This window comes from Bacillus cereus group sp. BfR-BA-01355, assembly GCF_022663675.1.
GTDB lineage: Bacteria > Bacillota > Bacilli > Bacillales > Bacillaceae_G > Bacillus_A > Bacillus_A thuringiensis_S.
Genome location: NZ_JAKUFY010000026.1, coordinates 12,933 through 34,122, shown reverse-complemented (window position 1 = coordinate 34,122; position 21,190 = coordinate 12,933). Strand labels below are relative to the sequence as shown.

Genomic DNA, 21,190 nt, shown 5'->3' with positions numbered 1-21,190 from the left:
TTCTTACTATATAGTAGATATACATGGAGAGGTGAGGATTATGCCAACAACAAAAGGGCCGTTACATCCATCGGTTCAACAGTTTAAAGAATTTGTAAACCATCACCCTAAAATGGTTCATGAGGTTAGAAATGGTCACAAAACTTGGCAACAATTTTATGAAGAATGGTACTTACTTGGTGAAGAAGATCCAATATGGGCAACTTATAGACCGGATGGAGCGCCTGCGTTTTCTTCGGTAAAAGAAAATAAAAAAGAAAAAGATAATCGAACTGAAGAGGAAAAAACTGCTGATGTGATGGGGCAAATGCTTTCTTTTTTTAAAAAGTTGGACGTGGAACAAATGCAGAACCATTTAGCCAATGTGACGAGTGCTATTGGGAGCGTGCAACAAGTTATTCAGCAATTTCAAGGTAACCGTACGCAGCAAGAACAAAGTACTTCAGAAAATAACCCGTTTTTCTTTCAAAAGGATTAGGGGGAAAGATGATGAGAGCAGAAATTATGGAGTTTATAAAGGCTGATGAGGATTTATCTCGCTATATTAGAGAGCAACCGTACTGGTATAGAAAATTAACACGAAATCCTGAAGAAAAAGAGGCTTTTGAGTTAGCGGCGATGCAACATTTCAAAAAAACAATACCAGATAAAGTGGAAAAATTTCAAAATCAATTGGCTGTTGCTTCGATCATGATTGATATGTTTCAGTATATGAAGCAACAAAATGCAACCTAATTGCAAGTGAAAAATATGTCCGTCATGCAGAACTTTTGTTACAATAGAGATTGATTATTTAAAAAGGAGTTGCAGCATGACGGAAATTTGTTTAGTACGACATGGACAAACTGATTGGAATTTTCAAGAAATTATTCAGGGGCGAGAAGATATTCCGCTTAATGAAGTTGGTAAGAAGCAAGCGAGTCAAAGTGCAGCTGCTTTACAAGAAGAAACGTGGGATATCATTATAAGTAGCCCGTTAATTAGAGCGCAAGAAACGGCTAATGAAATCGCAAAGGCGGCTGGATTACAATCGATTTTATTAGATGATCGATTTGTTGAACGGAATTTTGGAGAAGCTTCAGGGAAGCCAGTTGCGACTGTTAGAGAGTTGATTGCTGAGGGTAAAGTAGAAGGTATGGAGCAAGATGAAGAGATTGTAGCTCGTTGCTTTGCTGCTTTAGAAGATGTTGCAACAACTCATTTTGGCAAACGTATTATTATTGTTGCTCACTCACACGCGATAAAAGCAATTTTACATGCCATTGAACCAGATGAAATTACATTTAAGACACCATTAAAAAATGCGTGTATTAGTTATGTGAAACAAAATAGTGGGAAATGGGATGTTCTTAAATATAATATAGCGGAACATATTAATGTATAAGTGTGTACGGATATAGTGTGAAAATAGTTTCATTATATCTTTCTTTTGAGTAAGTCACTTCAATTAGTAGTTCTAATCTAAATGTGGTATGATGGATACTCGGAGGTGTCTCTCATGATTGTAGCGACGCTAGAAAGCGTATTAATATTAGATAAGGCAGAGCAGCTTGCAAAAGCGATTATCTGTTCAGATATAGCAGAAGATTATCGTAAGTATTATAGAGAATTACATGAAGATATAGAACTTCAGACGTTAATTCAGCAATTTACAGCGATGAAAGAACGGTATGAGGAAGTACAGCGTTTTGGAAAATACCATCCTGACTACACTACCGTATCAATGAAAATGAGAGAATTAAAGCGTTCTGTGGACTTACATGATAAGGTTGCAGCTTTTAAAAGAGCAGAAACTGCTTTGCAGAAGTTATTAGATGAAGTTAGTGTAGCAATCGGTTCGGAAGTGTCTTCTTCCATTAAAGTACCAACAGGAAATCCATTCTTTGATGCTGGTGGCTGTGGTGGAGGTTGTGGTACTGGCGGAGGTTGTGGTTGTAAAAAAACGGGGTGATGTACCCCGTTTTTTAGAAGTTGGAAGAAAACGTATACAGAGTTTGTCCTGTAATGTTATAAATTTCTGATTGGTTTTCATAGAATATAAAATATATGTTTTTAAAAGGAGAAGATGGAGAAGATTATGTTCGGGCAACGACAAAGTATGATTGTTTATTTACATTCATTGAAACATGCCAAGATTTTAAGGAAATATGGTAACATACATTACATATCAAAACGATTAAAATATGCTGTAGTATATTGTGACATGGAACAAATTGAGCATATGATGCATAAGTTGAACAAACTTCCTTTTGTGAAAAAGATAGAACAGTCGTATCGCCCGTATTTAAAAACGGAATTTGAAAATTCCCGTCCTGATCGAGCAAAAGAATACGATTATAGCTAATAGAAAAAATCCCCTGCTAAGTTTAGCGGGGGATTTTTTAATTGAAATAAAGTGTTATTTCATCGGAGGAATGAAATTGTTCATTCGTAAAATGCCAATTAAATGATTAAAAAATAGTTCTTTTTCTGGGAAAGTTGTAGATGGCTTTACAGTAAAAGTAGCCACTTTTTTTCCGAGTTGCTCTGCCGTTTCTTCAAATAAAATGACACGTTTACTTTTTTTATTTTCAAATACAGGAATGCCTTCACGACATATGTATAATGGTTGGAAATCACCAGTAGTAGTTGGTTTTAATATTACAACAAGCGAACACACTTTTTTATCGTTTTTTATCGTTTCAAATTGTAACATATGTGCTATACGTTCTTGATTTGTTTTGGCAATTTCAAGTAATTCATATAAATCAGAGTAGCCTTCTCCGAGTTCTATAAAGCGTTGAATCATATTTTTTCCTCCTCTTTCTTTTACTGTACCATTTCACTTTTTAAATGAAAAGCACACAAAGAAAAAAACCCTGCATAGCAGGGCCCTTCTTATACTAGCATGTACTAGTAAGAAGGAAAAGGGAGAGGAGAAACCGGAGGAAGAACTTATGGGGAAACGTAAGTCTTCTCCGCGGTTGGCAACAACATCGAAGGTGATGTTGTTATAATTATTTATGTCCAATCTAAATGAAGATATACATAATGAAATTAAATTTTATGTTGGGCTTTTTATTTTTCTTTTTTTTATTTTGTGATAGGATAAAAAAGATAAAGTGGAACTAATATACATATTGGATTCATATTAGTGAATGATGAGATGAATACATAAAAATAATGAGCGGTTATTTGATGGTGAGTTTTCCGATATTTAGGTGAATGTAATTTGTTAACGGTTACCGAAGTGGGAATGGCTTTGTATAATCGCTCGATAGATTGAAATAAAGGTAGTGACAACAGATGAGAGTAGTTTCAGGAAAATGTAAAGGACACCCACTTAAAGCGGTTCCTGGTAATACAACACGTCCAACGACAGATAAAGTAAAAGAATCTATTTTTAATATGATAGGTCCTTATTTTGATGGTGGTATTGCCCTTGATTTATTTGGTGGTAGTGGTGGTCTTGGAATTGAGGCTTTGAGCAGAGGGATCGATAAAGCGATTTTTGTTGATAGGGATAGTAAAGCGATAAAAGTAATTCATCAAAATTTAGAAAGTTGTAGAATACAGGAACAAGCTGAAGTATATCGAAATGATGCGGAACGTGCAGTAAAGGCGCTAATAAAACGTGAAATGTCATTCGATCTTATATTAATAGATCCTCCATATAAAGAGCAAAAAATTGTATCTTTAATTAGTGTAATGGATCAACATGGATTGCTGCATAGTGATGGATTAATTATGGCAGAGCATGGTAATGATGTGGTTTTACCTAATTCAATAGGCAGGCTTGTGAAAGTACGAGCTGAGAATTATGGGATTACTGCAATATCGATTTATAAGTATGAAGGTGAGGGGACAGAATGACAAGTATAGCTATTTCTTCAGGAAGTTTTGATCCAATTACCCTTGGGCATCTGGATATTATTAAAAGGGGAGCAAAAGTATTTGATGAGGTGTACGTAGTCGTTTTAAACAATTCATCAAAAAAACCATTCTTTTCAGTTGAAGAGCGATTAGAACTAATTCGAGAAGCGACAAAGGATATCCCGAATGTAAAAGTAGATTCGCATAGTGGGCTGTTAGTAGAGTATGCAAAAATGCGTAATGCAAATGCAATATTACGTGGTTTACGAGCAGTTTCTGATTTTGAATATGAGATGCAAATTACTTCTATGAATCGAAAATTAGATGAAAATATTGAAACATTTTTTATTATGACAAACAACCAATATTCATTTTTAAGCTCGAGTATTGTGAAAGAAGTTGCGAGGTATGGAGGAAGTGTAGTAGATCTTGTACCTCCTATTGTGGAGCGTGCTTTAAAAGAAAAGTTTCAAACCCCGTTAAAGTGAACGGGGTTTTTCTTTATACGTGCGCAAAAATAATAAAATAACATATAAGTATAGACAAAATAATGTGAAAATTGGTCCGTAATGTATAAAAGATGTCCAAATTTCATGTAGTATAGAAGGATGCTTGGATAAAAATACAGGAATATCTTTTGGTATAGGTGAGAAAGAACTCACTTTCTCATAAAATGGTGTCCAAAATACAAATGTAAAAATAGGGGCAAGAATACTTTGAATAATTCGTGCGAAAAAATAGGGTTTAAATCGGATATCTGTTTCAGCTAATATGCTAGCAACTTGTGCCTGAATAGAAAGACCGCTAAATGCTAAAATGAAGCTTGTTACCATAGCTTGTTGTAAGAGCGGTGTTTCATTTATTTGACTAATCATTTGGCTTCCGAGTGTCATTTCGAAAATACCTGATAATATAGGTATACTAAAATCCGTACTTAGTTGGAAGAATGATAAAATATGTTGCATAATAAAAGAAAGAGCTGCTGTAATGTGGAATACAGTAATCATTTTATTTAACACAGAGAATAAAATAATAAATCCGCCAATCATAAGTAATGTTTGAATAGAAGAAACGATAGCATCCCCGAGTAATTTACCGATTGGCCTTTTTTCTTGTAAGCGCGTCTCGTGAAGAATTAAAAAAGGGTTTTGAAAGCGGCGTTTTTTTGTAGTGTGTGTATTATTTTTGTAAGCGGTATTATGTCCGTAAAAACGCATAATTAATCCGACGGCAAAGTTACTGAAATAATGGGCAGCCGCTAATATAATTCCTAATTTCGGATTATTAAAAAAACCGATAGACACAGCACCGAAAATAAAAAGTGGATTAGAAGAATTTGTGAAAGAAACGAGGCGCTCCGCTTCAATCTGAGTTAAAAGATTGCTTTTTCGTAGTCTAGCGCTTAATTTGGCGCCTGCAGGGAAACCAGAAGCCATTCCCATGGCCCAAACAAATCCACCTATCCCTGGAACGCGAAAAAGTGGGCGCATGAGTGGTTCTAATATAACGCCAATAAATTTTACAACACCGATACTAATTAGAAGTTCTGCAATGATGAAAAACGGTAGTAGTGAAGGGAATACAACTTCCCACCATATATTTAACCCGCGAATAGAAGCTTGCAAAGCGGCTTGGGGGTGGAGTACAAGAGAAAAGGTTAAAAATAGCGTTGATATGGTAAGGAAAGCGGTTTTCCATTTTTCATACATGTAAGTAAATCCCCCTTTGTCCCAAAAAACGTTCATTTCAGTATACGTGGATACGTAGTGAATTTAGACCATAAGTATGAAAAAGGAATGAAAAAAATTAAAGGGTGAGAAAAATGAAAGAACCAAAGATTGGTTTAGCGCTTGGGTCTGGAGGAGCGAAAGGGTTTGCTCATATTGGTGTAATAAAGGTTTTAAGGGAAGCGGGTATCCCTATTCATATGATTGCAGGAAGTAGTATGGGGGCGCTAATAGGTACGTTTTATGCGGCAAGTAGTAACGTTGAAAGATTGTATAAATTGGCATCTGTTTTTAAGCGGAAGTATTATTTAGATTTCACGGTACCAAAAATGGGATTTATTGCTGGAAAACGTGTCAAAGATATGATTAAAATGTTTACATATAATAAAAATTTAGAAGAGTTAGATATCCCGACGGCTGTTGTGGCTACTGACATACTGAAGGGGGAAAAAGTGGTTTTTACAAGTGGGCCAGTTGCAGATGCGGTGAGGGCTAGCATATCTGTTCCTGGAGTGTTTGTACCAGAAAAAATAGATGGACGATTATTAGTGGATGGTGGAGTTATTGATCGCATCCCAGTATCGGTTGTGAAAGAGTTAGGGGCCGATATTGTTATCGCTGTTGATGTATCTCCAATTAAGGTGAATGGAGATGTTACGTCCATTTATGACGTAATCATGCAAAGTATTGAAATTATGCAGCATGAGCTTGTAATGAATCGGCAAATTGCATCGGATTTAATGATGCGACCAGCTGTAGAGCAATTTAGTTCACGTGCTTTTACGAACATTGAAGACATTATTCGAGTTGGAGAAGTAGAAGCGGAAAAACATGTTTCAAATATTTATTTATTAATTGAGCAGTGGAAGGAGAAACATAATGTTTAAGCGTTTTCGGTTTATATATGCAATCTTAATAGGGGTTATATTGGCGATGTTACTTGTTTACGTACGTTTACCGTATTATGTAACAAAACCAGGAATGGCTGCCAAATTAGAGCCTTACGTTCAAGTTGAGGGTGGAACGAAAGAATCTGGTGATTTTATGCTTGTTACGGTTTCAATGGGGCCAGCAAATGTGGTGAATTTAATAGCGGCACAGTTTAATAAATATACACATATTTCGAAAGCGGAAGAAATATTGCAAAAAGGTGAGAGTGATGAAGAATATCAATTTCGCCAAAATTATGCGATGAAAGATTCACAAAATGCCGCAATTTATAATGCATATAAACGTGCAAATCGCTCTGTTTCTTTTGAAAATAAAGGTGTATTAGTTGCTGGTGTGGCAAAAGGAATGCCGTCAGAAGGAAAGCTTAAGCTTGGTGATGTTATTATAGCTGTTGACGGAAAAACATTTGAAAAGACGGAGCAATTTATTGAATATATGACTGGGAAAAAAGAAAGCGATGCTGTAAGTATTGAGTACATGAGAAATGGAAAACAATTGAAAGAAAATTTAAATGTAAAGACGATTCCTAATGGAAATGGACGTGTCGGTATAGGTGTTTCTATCGTTACGGAAAGAGAATTAGTGGTCGATCCGAAAGTGAAAATTAATTCTCATGAAATTGGTGGACCATCCGCAGGTTTAATGTTTACATTAGAAATATATAATCAACTTGTGGAAGAAGACTTAACAAAAGGACATGAGATAGCTGGAACAGGTACAATTAATGAAAAAGGAGAAGTGGGCCCAATTGGTGGTATAAATCAAAAAGTGGTGGCTGCTAGCGATGCCGGGGCTGAAGTGTTCTTTGCGCCAAATGAAAAAGGTGCGGAGAAATCGAACTATAAAGATGCACTTGAGACTGCAAAGGATATTAAAACAAAAATGAAAATTATACCAGTGGATACGCTGGATGATGCGTTAACATATTTAGAAAAGATGGATAAGGAAAAAACCTCTCTGAAATAGAGAGGTTTTTTTATAGGAATTTTGTAGTTGTTTCATCATAGCGAATAGGATGGTGTGTTATATCCTGTTTTAATAGTTGCGTGCGTAACGGTTCGTGCATGATGGAGAAATATACAGAGTTTGCTTTTTTCTCTATATCTAAAGCGGCATGGTCAAATGTTTTTGTATGAGTAAGGATTGGAAGTTCGATTTTTTTCTTGTTTTTTGAAAGATAAGTTTGTCCTTTTTGTGACATGCCTAACAGGCGGATATATGGTGCGTGTTGTTCTATATTTGCGCTACGTATTTCCTCTTTTGTTGTGTTTGTTAAAATGTGTGTACAAGCTCTTTGTAATCTAGTCCATGTATAACGTTTTGTTTTTAATGCTTCCATGAATGAATAGAAGGAGGAACTGTTTTGTATTTTTGATAAAATACGATGCTCTAAACCTTCTTCTATTTCATATATATGTCGTAAGTCCCCTGGAGACATCGTCATGAGTTTATATTTAAAAAATGAAAAGTATTGTTCCCAATTATGTAATATCCCGTAGTTTTGTTTGTAATTTGCTAAAAGCGAAGTGGTTGCCTGTGGGAGAAAAGGTTCAATTGTTGTAAATGATCCTTCTTCGCTAAAGAGTTGTTTTCGGATGCTTGTCGCGCTTGCAATATATTGGTCATTAAATGTTTCATCATGATAATGAGAGGCAAATCTTTGTATAGTTTGAGCTTGTATAGAACTATTCTGTGACAGAATTGCTTTCATATATTGGAAGCCTAAAATATTATTTGGTTGTGACATATCAATGTTGTTTTCGGATGTTAAAATGTGTGAGAAAGCATCTGATGTTGCTTTTGCATAACTATTACCAGCGTCCATGAATTGTTTTACAAGGCAGTTAAAAGTCTCTTCTTCGTTTTTTTGTACGGAGATGGTATTATAAAAGTTTTTGATTTGTCCATCCTCACTACCGAAACAAATTTCAGAAACACGTAGGGCATTTAAAATGGAAATAGCACCATTTGCGAAGGTTTCAGCCTTTTGTGTTGCAAAGACGTATGGAAGCTCTACAACAAGGTCTACGCCGTTTGCTAAGGCCATTTTAGTGCGATACCATTTGGAAATGAGTGCGGGCTCACCACGCTGTAAAAAAGGACCACTCATAACGGCAATTATTATATCGGATTGTGTTAACTTTTTTGTCTGTTGCACATGATAAAGATGACCGTTATGAAAAGGGTTATATTCAACAACAATACCACCAGCTTTTATGGTAATCTCTCCTTTCGATGTAGCATCTTTTTGAAAAACGTGATACTCTATATATTATTTACTATGATGACTTCATTATAGTGTAAAGAAAAAACATTGACAAATATAAAATGGCTAGCTATAATTTTGTTTGTTGCCTTGAGGTGATATGATATGAAATGGTCCATCCATCAATTGAATAAATTGAGAAATAAAGGATTGACATTGGATGAGATGGTAGATGTAAGTGAGCTAAAAGAGGTCGAGAAAGATATTCGTGAAATTAATCCTGTGCATGTAATGGGAAGAGTTGATTTTGGCTCCGGTAAGTTTACGTTTCATCTACATATAACTGGAAGCATGGTTTTACCATGTTCTCGCTCTTTAGTAGATGTGACATTACCATTTGACATTAAAACAACTGAGGTGTTCCAAACTTCACAAGAAGAATTTGAAACTGAAGCTGAAATTCATTCTTTAGAAGGAGAAGTACTTGACTTACTGCCCGTAATCAAGGAAAATATACTTTTGGAGATTCCAATGCAAATTTTCAGTGATGATGTTTCTGGTGGAGCACCGACGCAAGGTCAAGACTGGCAAGTGATTTCGGAAGAAGACAAAGAAAAGACTGTTGATCCAAGATTGGCAGGACTTGCAAAGTTTTTTGACAAATAATCGGAAGACTGGTTCAGGCCTTCATATGAAAATAACTATTTCTTTTAAGGAGGTGGGAAGAATGGCTGTACCTTTTAGAAGAACTTCTAAAACAGTAAAAAGAAAGCGTCGTACGCATTTCAAATTATCAGTACCTGGTATGGTAGAGTGCCCAAGCTGTGGTGAAGCGAAATTAGCTCACCGTGTATGTAAAGCATGCGGTACTTACAAAGGTAAAGAAGTAATCAGCAAGTAATTGCGGGAAAATAAACGCAGAAGATATCTTCTGCGTTTATTTTTTTTGTCTTAATCTTTAGTTGTTGTATTCTATCTTTTCTAGTAACTGCATATGCTTAATAAAAAATGCATAGGGAGGACTAGAGAGATGGCGACAACAAGACAAGATGCTTGGACTGATGATGAAGATTTGCTTCTGGCAGAAGTAGTACTCCGGCATATTCGAGAAGGTGGGACACAACTTTCTGCCTTTAAGGAAGTGGGAAAAAATTTATCACGTACACCAGCAGCATGTGGATTTAGATGGAATTCTTACGTAAGAAAGCAATATAAAGAACGTATTGAGGAAGCAAAGCAACTTCGTAAAGTAGAAAATTATGAAGTGAAAGAGACGAAGGTGTTAGAACCTACGTCAATTACGTTGAATGATGTTATTGACTTCTTGCAAAATTATAAAGATGAAAACTCTTTAACGGTGTTGCAACAACAAGTTGAATCATTACAAACAGAAAGAGAGCGTCTTCTGGAGCGATTATCAGTATATGAGGAAGAGTATAGAACATTACTTGATTATATCGATCAAAAAAGAAGTGTAATGGTAGTGGAAAGAAACAACGCTCGCTCGAATGAAAAGTTAGAGAAGCTTAAGAAATAAAAAACAGCTGTTATACAGCTGTTTTTTTTATTTATTTATTAAGCCGATTCTTCGTTTGTAACCGCATTCAAATTTGTTTCTGGATGCCAAATATAAAAATCTCCATCAGTTACTGATACGGGGTTGAAACTTAATTTATCCCAAAAACCAGATGAATGAATACGCGCTATCGTTTTAATAGGAAATTGCATTTGTTTCGCATGATTTACAAGTATTTGCCCGAATCCTTGTTTTTGAAAAGTTGGTAATACTTCAAGTTTATAAAGTTCTAGGTAAGGACCTGTAATTTCGAATGGTTCTCCGCCGTTTCTTTTCATATATAGACTCATACGTGCAATTAGTGATCCGCCATAATAAATACCGTAAAATGGAGATTCACTGTCGTTTTCAATAATGTTTGCTTGCAATTCTTCCAGCATAGATAGTTCTTGGGCTCCGCACCCTTTAAATTTTTTAAATTCATCTAACGTTTTATAATTGATGAGCAAGCGCTCAACTTTTGGGAATCCCATTACATCACATCCTTTTCTTATCTCGTTGAATGCAGAAAAGTAAAAATATTTACAATAATAGTATAACTCATTTTTTTATTTTTATGAAGAAGATAGTATATTTCTTTTATTATTTTTTTGAGGATTTGCTAAACTAAGAGTATAAGTGTATTAATAGGCAGTATATACGTAGTGAAAAATGAGAGTGTATTTGTTTGGCAGAGGACAACGAAATTATAGGGCGTGCTCATGTACTTTAAAAAGATATAAAAAAAGGGGGGCGGCAAGGGCGCTTAATGTGAATCCCTTGTGTGAAAATGAAAATTGGAATTGTCGGACCAGGTGCTATTGGTCTATTGTATACATTTTATTTACAAAAAAGTAACCAAAATGTTACGTTGTTTACAAGAACAGCTAAGCAGGCTGAAGAGTTAAATGAAACAGGTGTAACTTGTATTAGAGATAGAACATGTGAAACAGTATATCCATCTGTTTTACCGATAGAAAGTATGGTAGCGCAAAATTTAGATTATATATTTATTGCTGTGAAGCAATATCATATAGATGACATACTACCGTTTGTGGAAGGGGCAGCATCATTAATCTTTTTGCAAAACGGAATGTCACATCTTCAAAAGATGCTGAACATAGGGTGTGAAAATATAGCTGTTGGTATTGTAGAACATGGTGCGAAAAAAGAGGGAGGGCATATCGTTCATCATACTGGAGTTGGGGTAACGAAATTTGGAGTGGTTTGTGGTCAATCTATACATTTCGAAAGTGTATTCCATTCTTTTCCCGTTTCTTATTTTCCAGTTCAAATAGAAACGGATTGGAAAGAGATTATGCATAAAAAATTAGTGGTAAATGTATGTATCAATCCGTTGACGGCGTTATTGGGAGTTAAGAATGGTGAATTAATCAAGAATCGTTTTTTTTATCAAATGATGGAGCAAGTGTTTCAGGAGGTCGCCTTTCTTATTAGAGGAGAAAAAGAGATGGTATGGCAAATGGTACGCAATGTGTGTGAAGGAACGTCTCGTAATACATCCTCTATGCTAGCCGATGTAAGAGCGAATAGACAGACGGAAATTAATGCGATTGTTGGATATGTATTAGAAGAGGCTAAGAAACAGCAACGACCAGTTCCGACACTTCAATTTTTGTTCGATGCAATAAAAGGGTTAGAAACAAGAGTATAAGTGTTATTCTTTGCTTTTACGTGAAACATTGACTACAATGTGGATTGGTGAGAGAACTGGATACGAAAGGAAGAATTATATGGAGATAAAAGAAATCTCTGTTCCGCAACAAGGTGTTGTAGCGGACTATATGAACGGTAAAAAAGAGATACAGTCATGTTTTGATTATATGTTAACAGAAGATGCTTTTAAACAGCGTTTACATGATTTGCGTGAAAGGGAGTTTTTCCGCCAAGATGTAGTAGCGCATTTATTAGAATATAATACAAAATTACAAGCGGGAGAATCTACACTTCAAAATGTAAAAGCGCTTGGAGATGAAAATACATATGTTGTAATAGCTGGACAACAAGCGGGGTTATTAACTGGACCGCTTTATACAATTCATAAAGTTATTTCAATTTTAAAGCTTGCAAAGGAAAAAGAAGAAAGTTTAGGGGTGAAAGTTGTCCCTGTCTTCTGGATTGCGGGTGAAGACCATGATATGGATGAGATTAACCATACTTTTTTAGCGAAAAATAAAAAGATGAAAAAAACTATTTTTTATGATCGTAATCCGAAAAAGGCGAGTGCTTCTGAGTCTGAACTTTCTGTTGAAGATTGTAGAAATTGGATTGAAGAGATTTTTAAAACATATCCAGAAACAAATTTTACAAAGGATGTATTAAAATTTGTTGATGATGCTTTGGAAAAATCGAATACGTATGTAGATTTCTTTGCTCATCTTATTACGAAAATCTTTGCTAATTCTGGTTTAATCCTTGTTGATTCACATCATCCTGAATTAAGAAAGTTAGAAATTCCATTTTTTAAGCGAATTATAAGTAAGTATAAAGAGGTACAAGAGGGCCTTCGTAATCAGCAGGAAGTAATTAAAGAACTAGGATACAAACCGATTATTGAAACGAAGTCTCATGCAGTGCATATATTTATGGAAATAGATAATGAACGAGTATTGCTTGAAGAGCATCAAGGTAAGTTTGTTGGAAAGGATGGGGCGCATTCATTTTCATACGAAGAGTTGATTGAAGAGATGGAGAGAAATCCGGCACGTTTTAGTAATAATGTTGTAACACGTCCTCTTATGCAAGAGTATGTATTTCCTACGCTCGCATTTATTGGAGGTCCAGGGGAATTAGCTTATTGGAGTGAATTACAACAAGTATTCCATACTGTCGGTTTTCAAATGCCACCTGTCGTTCCTCGTCTTACAATTACTTATGTGGAGAGATATATAGCGACAGATTTATTCGATCTGCAATTGAGAGAAAGTGATCCGTTTTTAAATGATGTCGATAAACTGCGTGAAAACTGGTTGTCTAATCAAATAGAGGAACCGATTGATGATCATTTTGAAAAGGCGAAAAAAGAAATTGCCGATATTCATACATCTTTACAGCAATTTGTAAAGAAAATAGAGCCGGGGTTAGGTGCGTTTGCAGGGAAAAACGAATTGAAAATTAATGAACAAATTGAACTGCTGGAAAGAATGTTGAAAAGAAATGTTGAGAAAAAGTATGAGGTTCAGCTAAATAAATTTCGCCGTATACAATTCGCACTTCGTCCATTAGGTGCGCCGCAAGAACGTGTGTGGAATGTATGTTATTATTTAAATCAGTTTGGTTTGGATTTCGTTGATCGTGTAATGGAAAACCCTTTTTCTTGGGACGGAAAACATCATGTTATAAAACTATAAAATCTTGCTCCTTGGAGCAGGATTTTATTTTTATTCCGTTGAATTTACTGTGAAGTGATTTTTTTCTGAATTATCAATCAAAAAAATAGATGTGATAATTGTGTTGGATACTTAAATATATGACAAAATAGCACAAAATGTAAACGTATTATTCGCTTTTTCGACAGTTTTTTATTTAAATTCCCGCAAAAGATGATAAAATTTAGTATATAATAAAAGAAAATAGCGATTTGTATAGTATGTTGCCTTTATTGGTAAGTTAAATGAGTCGTTCTTTCGTATTATTTCATTCTCTAAGCGTGAAAGATGTGTTTAGAGGAAGGGATACATTCAACATAATTAATTGGAAAAAGAGTAGGTGCAACAATGTTTAAACACGTAACAGTGCTTTTAAAGGAAACAGTAGACGGCTTAGATATAAAGCCAGATGGTACATATGTAGATTGTACACTGGGGGGAGGAGGACATAGTTCTTATTTATTATCCCAATTAACTGAAGGTGGAAAATTAATAGCGTTTGATCAAGATGAGATAGCGATTCAAAACGCGAAAGAAAAGTTCTCTTCATACGGTGAACAGTTTATAACAGTAAAGAGTAACTTCCGCTATTTAGCTGAAAAACTGCAGGAAATAGGTATAACAGAAGTAGACGGTATTTTATTTGATTTAGGTGTTTCATCCCCACAATTAGATACACCAGAGCGAGGCTTTAGTTATCATCATGATGCACCGTTAGATATGCGGATGGATCAAGATGCCCCATTAACAGCATATGATGTTGTAAATAGTTGGTCATATGAACAACTTGTAAGGATTTTCTTCCAATACGGTGAAGAGAAATTTTCAAAACAAATTGCAAGAAAAATTGAAGCTTATCGTGAGAATAAAGCTATTGAAACGACAGGAGAATTAGTAGAGCTAATTAAAGAAGGTATTCCGGCTCCTGCTCGTAGAACTGGTGGGCATCCTGCTAAGCGAGTGTTTCAGGCAATTCGTATAGCTGTAAATGATGAATTAAAAGTATTTGAAGAAGCATTGGAATCTGCTATTGAGATGGTTAAGCCAGGTGGAAGAGTTAGTGTTATAACATTCCATTCATTAGAAGATCGTATTTGTAAAACAACGTTTAAGCGAAATAGTACAACGCCACAATTGCCGCCAGGATTACCGATTATTCCTGATGAATTTAAGCCGAAATTAAAGCTTATTACAAGAAAACCGATTTTACCTTCTGATATAGAGCTAGAAGAAAATAATCGTGCGCGTTCTGCGAAGTTGAGAATCGCTGAAAAACGATAAAAGGGAGAGAGAGGTATGACTAATTTAGCTGTAAAGTACAAACAACAAGCGCAAGAAGAGGTGCAAATTCAAACGCCCCCACAGCAGATGGTTAAGCCGAAAGTTAAAGCGAAAATTACAAGAATCGAAAAACTGTTGTATGTAGCGTTTATTGGCTTTTTATTGTATGCCTGTGTCGCGTTTATTGGAAATAAAGCAGGCCTTTATCAAGTTAATGTAGAAGCAGCGACGATAGAAGAAAAAATTGTACAGCAGCAAAAAGAAAATCAAGAATTACAAGCTGAAGTAGAGAAGTTAAGTCGCTATGAACGAATCGCTGAAGTTGCAAAAAAACACGGGCTAGAAATTAATGCGAATAATGTGAAAGGCCTCAAATAAGGCAATAGGTGTGAAGGAACGATGAAGAAGAATATGACTAAATTTCATACCAATAAGGGAGCAGGTTATTTTATGATATTTTTCCTCCTGCTCTTTTTGCTGTTATTAGCCCGATTTTTTTACATACAATCAACAGGAACAGTTCATAATCAAGATTTAGATGCACTTGCTAAACAAAAGCATAGTAAAACAGGAGTTCTTGAAGCGAACAGAGGAACCATTTATGATCAAAACGGTCATGTGTTAGCGCAAGACGCAAACTCTTATAAAATAGTAGCCGCCCTAAAAGGTGCTAACTCTGTTGAGAATAAAGAAGATACTGCAAAGAAAATTGCAGGAGTACTTGGAAAAGGCGAAGAGGATATTTTAGCTTCTTTAAATAAGGAAGGTAGAAGTCAAGTCGAATTTGGAACGTTAGGTAAGGATTTGACGAAAGAAAAGAAGGAACAAATAGAAGCGTTGAAGTTGCCGGGAATATCTTTTATTACAGAAAATGCAAGGGTGTATCCAAACGGTGATTTCGCATCTTACGTTATAGGTCATGCAAAACCAAATGAGAATGGAACCTCGGTAGGTCAATTTGGCATAGAGAAAAGCTTGGATAAATATTTAAGTGCTTCTAACGGAGAAGTAGCATATACAGGTGACCGTAAAGGTGTGTCTCTTGATGGTGGAAAAGTTAATGTAAAGGCACCTAAAAATGGAGATAACGCGTATTTAACAATTGATCACCGTGTCCAAAGTTATTTAGAAGACGCGATGAAAGCAGCAAGTAAGCAATATGAACCAGAAAGTTTAATAGGGATTGTTGCAGATCCGAAAACTGGAAAAATATTAGCGACGTCTACTAAACCTAGTTATGACCCTAATGATCGTCAAATTAAATATTTCTTCAATGACGCAATTGCCAATGCATTTGAACCTGGATCAACAATGAAAATTTTCACGTTAGCGGCAGCTATTAATGAAGGTGTGTACAAAGGGCAAGATTATTATCAGTCCGGGACATATCAAGTCGGAAATAGGAAAATAAAAGATCATAACGGCGGTGCTGGTTGGGGCTCTATCACGTTTGATGAAGGGGTAGAACGTTCTTCAAACGTAGCGTTTGCAATTTTAGGAGATCAAAAACTTGGTCCAGAACGTTTCCGAAAATATATTCATAGTTTTGGATTAGATGAAAAAACGAACATTGATTTATCAGGTGAAGGATCGAATACAATTTTATTTGATCAGCAAATACAACAAGTGACAACAGCTTTTGGACAAGGTTCCACTGTAACACCAATTCAGCTTGTACAAGCTGCAACAGCTATTGCAAATGATGGGAAAATGATGAAACCTTATGCAATTGATAAAATTGTAGATCCGATAACAGGGAAAGTAAAATTAGAACATAAGCCAGAAGAAGTAGGAAAACCTGTTACAAAGGAAACAGCAGCGCAAGTAAGACAGTTATTAGAACGTGTTGTTACATCTCCGAAAGGTACAGGGACAGCTTATAAAATTGATGGATATTCAGTTGGTGGTAAAACAGGTACAGCGCAAATTCCGGATGGAAAAGGCGGCTATATGACAGGAAGACAGAATTATATATTCTCATTCTTAGGTATGGCACCAATGGACGACCCACAACTTGTTGTGTATGTAGCTGTAAAACAGCCGAAATTAAAAGATGATGAGAACGGTGCACAGCCTTTAGCTGATATTTTTAAATATGTAACAAAAAATAGTTTAGAGTATTTAAAGATTAAGCCAAATGAAGTGAAAGATCCGAAAAAACATCTGAAAGAGCAACAAACTACTGTTCCAGATGTAACTGGTAAAACGATGGCTGAAGCGGGGAAAGCAATTGATAAAGCAAAACTTCGTCCAATCGTATTAGGTGAAGGGAAAGTACAGCAACAAGTACCAAAAGCGACTGAACAAACATTGAAAGGCGACCGAGTCTTCTTGGTAGGAGATAAACCTACAATGCCAAATATACAAGGATGGGCACTGCGTGATGTTATGAATTTAGCGAAGACATTACAGCTTAACTTGAAGCCTTCTGGTACAGGATACGTAACAGAACAAAGTGTGGCGGAAGGAACATTATTACAACCGGGTACAGAATTAGGTGTCACACTCGTACCGCCACTTGAACCACAACAAGAAGCAGAAAAGCCGTAATGGTAAAAGAGAAGAAGTTCTAATTAAATAAGTACAAGCATATATTGGAACAAGCTAGGCGTAAGGGAGGCTTGTTCCGATATGCGTGTATCAAATGTAACAGTTAGAAAACGACTTATTTTTATACTTATATCAGGTATACTTATCTTCACTATTATCGATATTCGTCTTGGATATGTGCAATTTTTTCTTGGGAATATGTTAACGGATCGTGCGAAAGATTCATGGAGTCGTAATATTACTTTTGAACCCGAACGTGGGAAAATTTTAGACCGAAATGGTGTGGAACTTGCCACGAATAAAAGTGCTCCAACTGTCTTTGTTGTACCGAGGCAAATTGAAAAACCAGCAGAGACTGCAGAGAAGTTAGCTGCAGTATTAGGTGTGGAAAAAGATGAGATTTATAAGAGGATTACAAAAAAAGAATCGATTGTAAGGTTAGATAAAGGCGGAAGGAAAATATCACATGACAAAGCGAAAGAGGTACGAGGCTTAAGTTTGAAGGGCGTGTATATCGCAGAGGATTCTATCCGGTACTATCCATTTGGGAATTTTTTATCACATGTATTAGGTTTTGCAGGTAGCGATAACCAAGGTCTTATGGGACTAGAAAAATATTATGATAAGGAGCTAAATGGGGACAAAGGTCATGTGCGTTTTTTTGCAGATGCGAAAGGACAAAGGATGCCTAATGTTGGTGATGATTTCAAAAAACCAGAAGCTGGTTTAAATTTAGGATTAACAATCGATGCGCGTATTACAAGGATTATGGAGAGAGAAATGAATATTGCGGAGTCAACTTATAATCCAGACGGTATGATTGCGATTGCAATGAATCCTAAAAATGGTGAAATTTTAGGTATGTCTAGTCGGCCGAGTTTTGATCCAGCGGATTTTCAAAGTGTCTCTCCAGAAGTGTATAACAGAAATCTACCTGTGTGGAGTACGTATGAGCCTGGTTCAACATTTAAGATCATTACATTAGCTGCAGCATTGAATGAAAATTTAGTAGACTTAGAGAAGGATACGTTTTATGATGATGGAGCAGCTGAAGTCGGTGGAGCTAGATTGAAATGCTGGAAAGCAGGAGGTCATGGCAGTCAAACGTTTTTAGAAGTCGTTCAAAACTCATGTAACCCGGGATTTATTGAACTTGGTGATCGCCTTGGTAAAGACCGATTATTTAAATACATTCGTAATTTTGGTTTTGGGCAGAAGACTGGAATTGACTTGCAAGGTGAAGGTAGTGGGATTTTATTTAATTTAGATAAAGTTGGTCCAGTAGAGCAAGCAACAACTTCATTCGGCCAAGGGGTTTCTGTTACACCAATTCAACAAGTAGCAGCTGTAGCGGCGGCTGTAAATGGTGGAACATTGTATCAGCCGTATATAGCTAAGGAGTTTATTGATCCAAAAAATAATCAAGTTGTTAGTAAAAAGACACCTGTTGAGAAAAGAAAAGTTATTTCCAAGGAAACTTCAGAAAAAGTTCGTTATGCATTAGAGAATGTTGTAGCGAAAGGTTCTGGTAAAGGAGCTTATATTGATGGATATCGTGTAGGTGGAAAAACGGGTACTGCTCAAAAGGTGAAAGATGGTAAATATTTAGAGAATAATTATATTGTATCTTTTATCGGATTTGCCCCAGCGGATGATCCAGAGATTGTTGTGTATGTTGCTGTGGATAATCCAAAAGGGGTTACACAGTTTGGTGGAGTGGTAGCAGCTCCAATTGTCGGGAATATCCTTCGAGATGCTCTTCCTGTTATGGGAGTGAAACCGAGAAAAGAACAAGTTGAGAAAGAATATAAATGGGGCGATACACCAACTGTGGAAGTTCCGAATTTAATTGGAATGAAAAAGAAAGACTTACAAACACAACTCGTCGATTTGCAGCTTGATATAAGTGGAGATGGAGAGAAAGTAATTAAGCAATCACCAGAAGCGGGAGCTAAAGTAAAAGAAGGCTCAAAAATTAGAATTTACTTCGGGAATTAAAGGTAACATAGTACGTTTTATGGTACAATTGGTGGAAGTGAGTTCTTTATAGAACAGTTACTTAATGTGAGACAATAAGTGTCTCATTCATAAATAGGCCAGCAACACATTACCTCCTTATATAGGAGGTAATGTGTTGCTTACTGAAAAAAAGATAAATAAACAATGTAGAGAGGGTTTAGTGAAATGAAGTTGCATACACTTTTATCATGTTTGCATGATTTTCCAGTTGTTCCAAAAGAAAATCCAGAAATCACATCTATAGAAGCTGATTCACGTAAAGTGAAAGAAGGAAGCTTATTTGTATGTATGAAAGGATATACGGTTGATAGCCATGATTTTGCTAAGCAAGCAGCGGCACAAGGAGCGGCTGCTATTGTTGCGGAAAGACCAATTGATGTTGACGTTCCAGTTGTACTTGTGAAAAATACTTTTCGTTCGTTAGCGGTTTTAGCTGATTATTTTTATGGTCAACCGACACACAAGTTACATTTAATCGGAATTACAGGTACAAATGGAAAGACAACAACATCGCATATTATGGATGAGATTATGCGAGCACATGGTCATAAAACAGGGCTAATTGGGACGATTAATATGAAAATCGGTGATGAAACATTTGAGGTGAAAAATACAACACCAGATGCACTAACACTTCAACAGACGTTTTCAAAAATGGTTGAACAAGGTGTGGACAGCACGGTAATGGAAGTTTCGTCACATGCGTTAGATCTTGGTCGTGTACACGGATGTGATTACGATGTAGCGGTGTTTACGAATTTAACACAAGATCATTTAGATTATCATAAAACGATGGAAGAATATAAACATGCAAAAGGGTTACTATTTGCACAGCTTGGCAATAGTTATAATCATAATCGTGAAAAGTACGCTGTGCTGAATAGCGATGATAATGTAACAGAAGAGTATATGAGAAGTACTGCAGCAACAGTTGTAACATATGGTATTGATACAACAAGTGACATTATGGCAAAAAATATCGTTATGACGAGTGGCGGGACTACATTTACGCTTGTCACACCGTATGAAAGTGTAAATGTTACGATGAAATTAATAGGTAAATTCAATGTATATAACGTACTTGCAGCAACAGCAGCAGGACTTGTTTCGGGTGTGAAATTACAAACAATCATTGCTGTTATAAAAGAACTAGCTGGGGTTCCAGGACGTTTTGAAGTTGTTGATGGCGGACAAAATTATACAGTTATTGTTGATTACGCGCATACGCCGGATAGTTTAGAAAATGTATTAAAAACTGCAAAACAATTTGCAAAAGGTGATGTGTATTGTATCGTTGGTTGTGGCGGCGATAGGGATCGAACAAAGAGACCGATAATGGCAAGTGTTGCAACAAAATATGCAACTCATGCAATTTATACATCAGATAATCCAAGAAGTGAAGATCCAGCGGCTATTTTAGATGATATGGTACAGGGTGCAAGTGGGAATAATTATGAAGTGATTATTGATAGAAAAGAAGCGATACACCATGCGATCGCTAATGTGAAAGCAGATGATATCATTATTATTGCTGGTAAGGGTCATGAAACGTATCAAATTATTGGTAAAGAAGTTCATCATTTTGATGATCGTGAAGTTGCGAAAGAAGCAATTACAGGGCGTTTAAACAACGAAGAGTAACAACGTGAGAGGAGGACTA

23 protein-coding genes are annotated in these 21,190 nt (G+C 36.0%); 19 read left to right on the top strand and 4 right to left on the bottom strand.

Annotated elements, in window-relative coordinates; all coding sequences use genetic code 11:
* The first annotated feature begins 40 nt into the window (after positions 1 to 40).
* The 5 genes from MR167_RS11485 to MR167_RS11465 all read left to right on the top strand — a co-directional run bounded on the left by MR167_RS11485 (position 41) and on the right by MR167_RS11465 (position 2,344).
* Complete coding sequence (locus tag MR167_RS11485) at positions 41 to 478, top strand: YlbD family protein (RefSeq protein ID WP_001143333.1); 438 nt, start codon at positions 41 to 43, stop codon at positions 476 to 478.
* 11 nt (positions 479 to 489) lie between these two features.
* A complete protein-coding gene (locus tag MR167_RS11480) occupies positions 490 to 735 on the top strand; it encodes a YlbE-like family protein (protein ID WP_001200990.1) in 246 nt (81 codons plus the stop codon).
* A 76-nt stretch (positions 736 to 811) separates the two neighbouring features.
* Positions 812 to 1,384: a histidine phosphatase family protein gene (locus MR167_RS11475; RefSeq protein ID WP_000134944.1), complete on the top strand. Its 573-nt coding sequence runs from the start codon at positions 812 to 814 to the stop codon at positions 1,382 to 1,384.
* A 114-nt stretch (positions 1,385 to 1,498) separates the two neighbouring features.
* A complete protein-coding gene (locus MR167_RS11470; RefSeq protein ID WP_000634361.1) occupies positions 1,499 to 1,951 on the top strand; it encodes a YlbF/YmcA family competence regulator in 453 nt (150 codons plus the stop codon).
* Between the two features lie 126 nt (positions 1,952 to 2,077).
* A complete protein-coding gene (locus MR167_RS11465; RefSeq protein ID WP_002082261.1) occupies positions 2,078 to 2,344 on the top strand; it encodes a YlbG family protein in 267 nt (88 codons plus the stop codon).
* Positions 2,345 to 2,398: 54 nt separating this feature from the next.
* Here MR167_RS11465 and MR167_RS11460 read toward each other — a convergent pair whose 3' ends face one another.
* Entirely contained in the window at positions 2,399 to 2,788 is a 390-nt protein-coding gene (locus MR167_RS11460; RefSeq protein WP_000616017.1) for a DUF7147 family protein, read from the bottom strand.
* A gap of 497 nt (positions 2,789 to 3,285) precedes the next feature.
* Between MR167_RS11460 and rsmD the strand changes: the two genes are divergently transcribed.
* A complete protein-coding gene (gene rsmD / locus MR167_RS11455; RefSeq protein WP_001266977.1) occupies positions 3,286 to 3,852 on the top strand; it encodes a 16S rRNA (guanine(966)-N(2))-methyltransferase RsmD in 567 nt (188 codons plus the stop codon).
* Positions 3,849 to 4,340, top strand: a complete 492-nt coding sequence (coaD, locus tag MR167_RS11450; RefSeq protein WP_000200601.1) for a pantetheine-phosphate adenylyltransferase — start codon at positions 3,849 to 3,851, stop codon at positions 4,338 to 4,340. The genes rsmD and coaD overlap by 4 nt, the downstream gene beginning before the upstream one ends.
* Here the strand turns inward: coaD and ylbJ are convergent.
* Complete coding sequence (gene ylbJ / locus MR167_RS11445) at positions 4,332 to 5,561, bottom strand: sporulation integral membrane protein YlbJ (RefSeq protein WP_063675633.1); 1,230 nt, start codon at positions 5,559 to 5,561, stop codon at positions 4,332 to 4,334. The genes coaD and ylbJ overlap by 9 nt on opposite strands.
* A 113-nt stretch (positions 5,562 to 5,674) precedes the next feature.
* On the opposite strand from ylbJ, the gene MR167_RS11440 reads away from it, so the two are divergent.
* Positions 5,675 to 6,466 carry a patatin-like phospholipase family protein gene (locus MR167_RS11440; RefSeq protein ID WP_000662590.1) on the top strand — a complete coding sequence of 264 codons (792 nt, stop codon included), beginning with the start codon at positions 5,675 to 5,677 and terminating at the stop codon, positions 6,464 to 6,466.
* Complete coding sequence (locus MR167_RS11435; protein ID WP_000476296.1) at positions 6,459 to 7,496, top strand: SepM family pheromone-processing serine protease; 1,038 nt, start codon at positions 6,459 to 6,461, stop codon at positions 7,494 to 7,496. Before MR167_RS11440 ends, MR167_RS11435 begins: the two co-directional genes overlap by 8 nt.
* Before the next feature lie 10 nt (positions 7,497 to 7,506).
* On the opposite strand, the gene MR167_RS11430 is transcribed toward MR167_RS11435, so the two are convergent.
* Positions 7,507 to 8,688: a nucleotidyltransferase gene (locus MR167_RS11430; RefSeq protein WP_003307657.1), complete on the bottom strand. Its 1,182-nt coding sequence runs from the start codon at positions 8,686 to 8,688 to the stop codon at positions 7,507 to 7,509.
* A gap of 213 nt (positions 8,689 to 8,901) precedes the next feature.
* Here MR167_RS11430 and MR167_RS11425 point away from each other — a divergent pair, with 213 nt between their 5' ends.
* The 3 genes from MR167_RS11425 to MR167_RS11415 all read left to right on the top strand — a co-directional run bounded on the left by MR167_RS11425 (position 8,902) and on the right by MR167_RS11415 (position 10,273).
* Positions 8,902 to 9,402, top strand: a complete 501-nt coding sequence (locus MR167_RS11425) for a YceD family protein (RefSeq protein WP_000872137.1) — start codon at positions 8,902 to 8,904, stop codon at positions 9,400 to 9,402.
* Positions 9,403 to 9,463: 61 nt separating this feature from the next.
* Positions 9,464 to 9,637, top strand: a complete 174-nt coding sequence (rpmF, locus tag MR167_RS11420; RefSeq protein ID WP_001984764.1) for a 50S ribosomal protein L32 — start codon at positions 9,464 to 9,466, stop codon at positions 9,635 to 9,637.
* Between the two features lie 129 nt (positions 9,638 to 9,766).
* A complete protein-coding gene (locus MR167_RS11415; protein WP_000246470.1) occupies positions 9,767 to 10,273 on the top strand; it encodes an RsfA family transcriptional regulator in 507 nt (168 codons plus the stop codon).
* Between the two features lie 38 nt (positions 10,274 to 10,311).
* On the opposite strand, the gene MR167_RS11410 is transcribed toward MR167_RS11415, so the two are convergent.
* The gene (locus tag MR167_RS11410; protein WP_242314657.1) at positions 10,312 to 10,785 is read right to left on the bottom strand and encodes an N-acetyltransferase; all 474 of its coding nucleotides are present in this window, start codon (positions 10,783 to 10,785) and stop codon (positions 10,312 to 10,314) included.
* Positions 10,786 to 11,081: 296 nt separating this feature from the next.
* On the opposite strand from MR167_RS11410, the gene panE reads away from it, so the two are divergent.
* The 7 genes from panE to murE all read left to right on the top strand — a co-directional run bounded on the left by panE (position 11,082) and on the right by murE (position 21,171).
* Positions 11,082 to 11,966, top strand: a complete 885-nt coding sequence (gene panE / locus MR167_RS11405) for a 2-dehydropantoate 2-reductase (RefSeq protein WP_033794172.1) — start codon at positions 11,082 to 11,084, stop codon at positions 11,964 to 11,966.
* A gap of 79 nt (positions 11,967 to 12,045) precedes the next feature.
* Positions 12,046 to 13,662, top strand: a complete 1,617-nt coding sequence (gene bshC, locus MR167_RS11400) for a bacillithiol biosynthesis cysteine-adding enzyme BshC (protein WP_242314655.1) — start codon at positions 12,046 to 12,048, stop codon at positions 13,660 to 13,662.
* Between the two features lie 366 nt (positions 13,663 to 14,028).
* Complete coding sequence (gene rsmH, locus MR167_RS11395; RefSeq protein ID WP_000472508.1) at positions 14,029 to 14,961, top strand: 16S rRNA (cytosine(1402)-N(4))-methyltransferase RsmH; 933 nt, start codon at positions 14,029 to 14,031, stop codon at positions 14,959 to 14,961.
* Between the two features lie 15 nt (positions 14,962 to 14,976).
* Entirely contained in the window at positions 14,977 to 15,339 is a 363-nt protein-coding gene (ftsL, locus tag MR167_RS11390; protein WP_000182806.1) for a cell division protein FtsL, read from the top strand.
* A gap of 21 nt (positions 15,340 to 15,360) precedes the next feature.
* Positions 15,361 to 17,511, top strand: coding sequence for a penicillin-binding protein (locus MR167_RS11385; protein ID WP_000739962.1), 2,151 nt, complete (start codon positions 15,361 to 15,363; stop codon positions 17,509 to 17,511).
* A gap of 81 nt (positions 17,512 to 17,592) precedes the next feature.
* Positions 17,593 to 19,509: a stage V sporulation protein D gene (locus MR167_RS11380; protein WP_001266235.1), complete on the top strand. Its 1,917-nt coding sequence runs from the start codon at positions 17,593 to 17,595 to the stop codon at positions 19,507 to 19,509.
* Positions 19,510 to 19,695: 186 nt separating this feature from the next.
* Positions 19,696 to 21,171: a UDP-N-acetylmuramoyl-L-alanyl-D-glutamate--2,6-diaminopimelate ligase gene (gene murE, locus MR167_RS11375; RefSeq protein WP_000766291.1), complete on the top strand. Its 1,476-nt coding sequence runs from the start codon at positions 19,696 to 19,698 to the stop codon at positions 21,169 to 21,171.
* Positions 21,172 to 21,190 lie beyond the last annotated feature (19 nt).

What these genes read in the sequence shown, in the direction of transcription:
- MR167_RS11485 (WP_001143333.1), top strand. Translation starts at nt 41, where the DNA reads ATGCCAACAACAAAAGGGCCGTTACATCCATCGGTTCAACAGTTTAAA.
- MR167_RS11480 (WP_001200990.1), top strand. Translation starts at nt 490, where the DNA reads ATGAGAGCAGAAATTATGGAGTTTATAAAGGCTGATGAGGATTTATCT.
- MR167_RS11475 (WP_000134944.1), top strand. Translation starts at nt 812, where the DNA reads ATGACGGAAATTTGTTTAGTACGACATGGACAAACTGATTGGAATTTT.
- MR167_RS11470 (WP_000634361.1), top strand. Translation starts at nt 1,499, where the DNA reads ATGATTGTAGCGACGCTAGAAAGCGTATTAATATTAGATAAGGCAGAG.
- MR167_RS11465 (WP_002082261.1), top strand. Translation starts at nt 2,078, where the DNA reads ATGTTCGGGCAACGACAAAGTATGATTGTTTATTTACATTCATTGAAA.
- MR167_RS11460 (WP_000616017.1), bottom strand. Translation starts at nt 2,788, where the DNA reads ATGATTCAACGCTTTATAGAACTCGGAGAAGGCTACTCTGATTTATAT.
- rsmD (WP_001266977.1), top strand. Translation starts at nt 3,286, where the DNA reads ATGAGAGTAGTTTCAGGAAAATGTAAAGGACACCCACTTAAAGCGGTT.
- coaD (WP_000200601.1), top strand. Translation starts at nt 3,849, where the DNA reads ATGACAAGTATAGCTATTTCTTCAGGAAGTTTTGATCCAATTACCCTT.
- ylbJ (WP_063675633.1), bottom strand. Translation starts at nt 5,561, where the DNA reads ATGTATGAAAAATGGAAAACCGCTTTCCTTACCATATCAACGCTATTT.
- MR167_RS11440 (WP_000662590.1), top strand. Translation starts at nt 5,675, where the DNA reads ATGAAAGAACCAAAGATTGGTTTAGCGCTTGGGTCTGGAGGAGCGAAA.
- MR167_RS11435 (WP_000476296.1), top strand. Translation starts at nt 6,459, where the DNA reads ATGTTTAAGCGTTTTCGGTTTATATATGCAATCTTAATAGGGGTTATA.
- MR167_RS11425 (WP_000872137.1), top strand. Translation starts at nt 8,902, where the DNA reads ATGAAATGGTCCATCCATCAATTGAATAAATTGAGAAATAAAGGATTG.
- rpmF (WP_001984764.1), top strand. Translation starts at nt 9,464, where the DNA reads ATGGCTGTACCTTTTAGAAGAACTTCTAAAACAGTAAAAAGAAAGCGT.
- MR167_RS11415 (WP_000246470.1), top strand. Translation starts at nt 9,767, where the DNA reads ATGGCGACAACAAGACAAGATGCTTGGACTGATGATGAAGATTTGCTT.
- MR167_RS11410 (WP_242314657.1), bottom strand. Translation starts at nt 10,785, where the DNA reads ATGGGATTCCCAAAAGTTGAGCGCTTGCTCATCAATTATAAAACGTTA.
- panE (WP_033794172.1), top strand. Translation starts at nt 11,082, where the DNA reads ATGAAAATTGGAATTGTCGGACCAGGTGCTATTGGTCTATTGTATACA.
- bshC (WP_242314655.1), top strand. Translation starts at nt 12,046, where the DNA reads ATGGAGATAAAAGAAATCTCTGTTCCGCAACAAGGTGTTGTAGCGGAC.
- rsmH (WP_000472508.1), top strand. Translation starts at nt 14,029, where the DNA reads ATGTTTAAACACGTAACAGTGCTTTTAAAGGAAACAGTAGACGGCTTA.
- ftsL (WP_000182806.1), top strand. Translation starts at nt 14,977, where the DNA reads ATGACTAATTTAGCTGTAAAGTACAAACAACAAGCGCAAGAAGAGGTG.
- MR167_RS11385 (WP_000739962.1), top strand. Translation starts at nt 15,361, where the DNA reads ATGAAGAAGAATATGACTAAATTTCATACCAATAAGGGAGCAGGTTAT.
- MR167_RS11380 (WP_001266235.1), top strand. Translation starts at nt 17,593, where the DNA reads ATGCGTGTATCAAATGTAACAGTTAGAAAACGACTTATTTTTATACTT.
- murE (WP_000766291.1), top strand. Translation starts at nt 19,696, where the DNA reads ATGAAGTTGCATACACTTTTATCATGTTTGCATGATTTTCCAGTTGTT.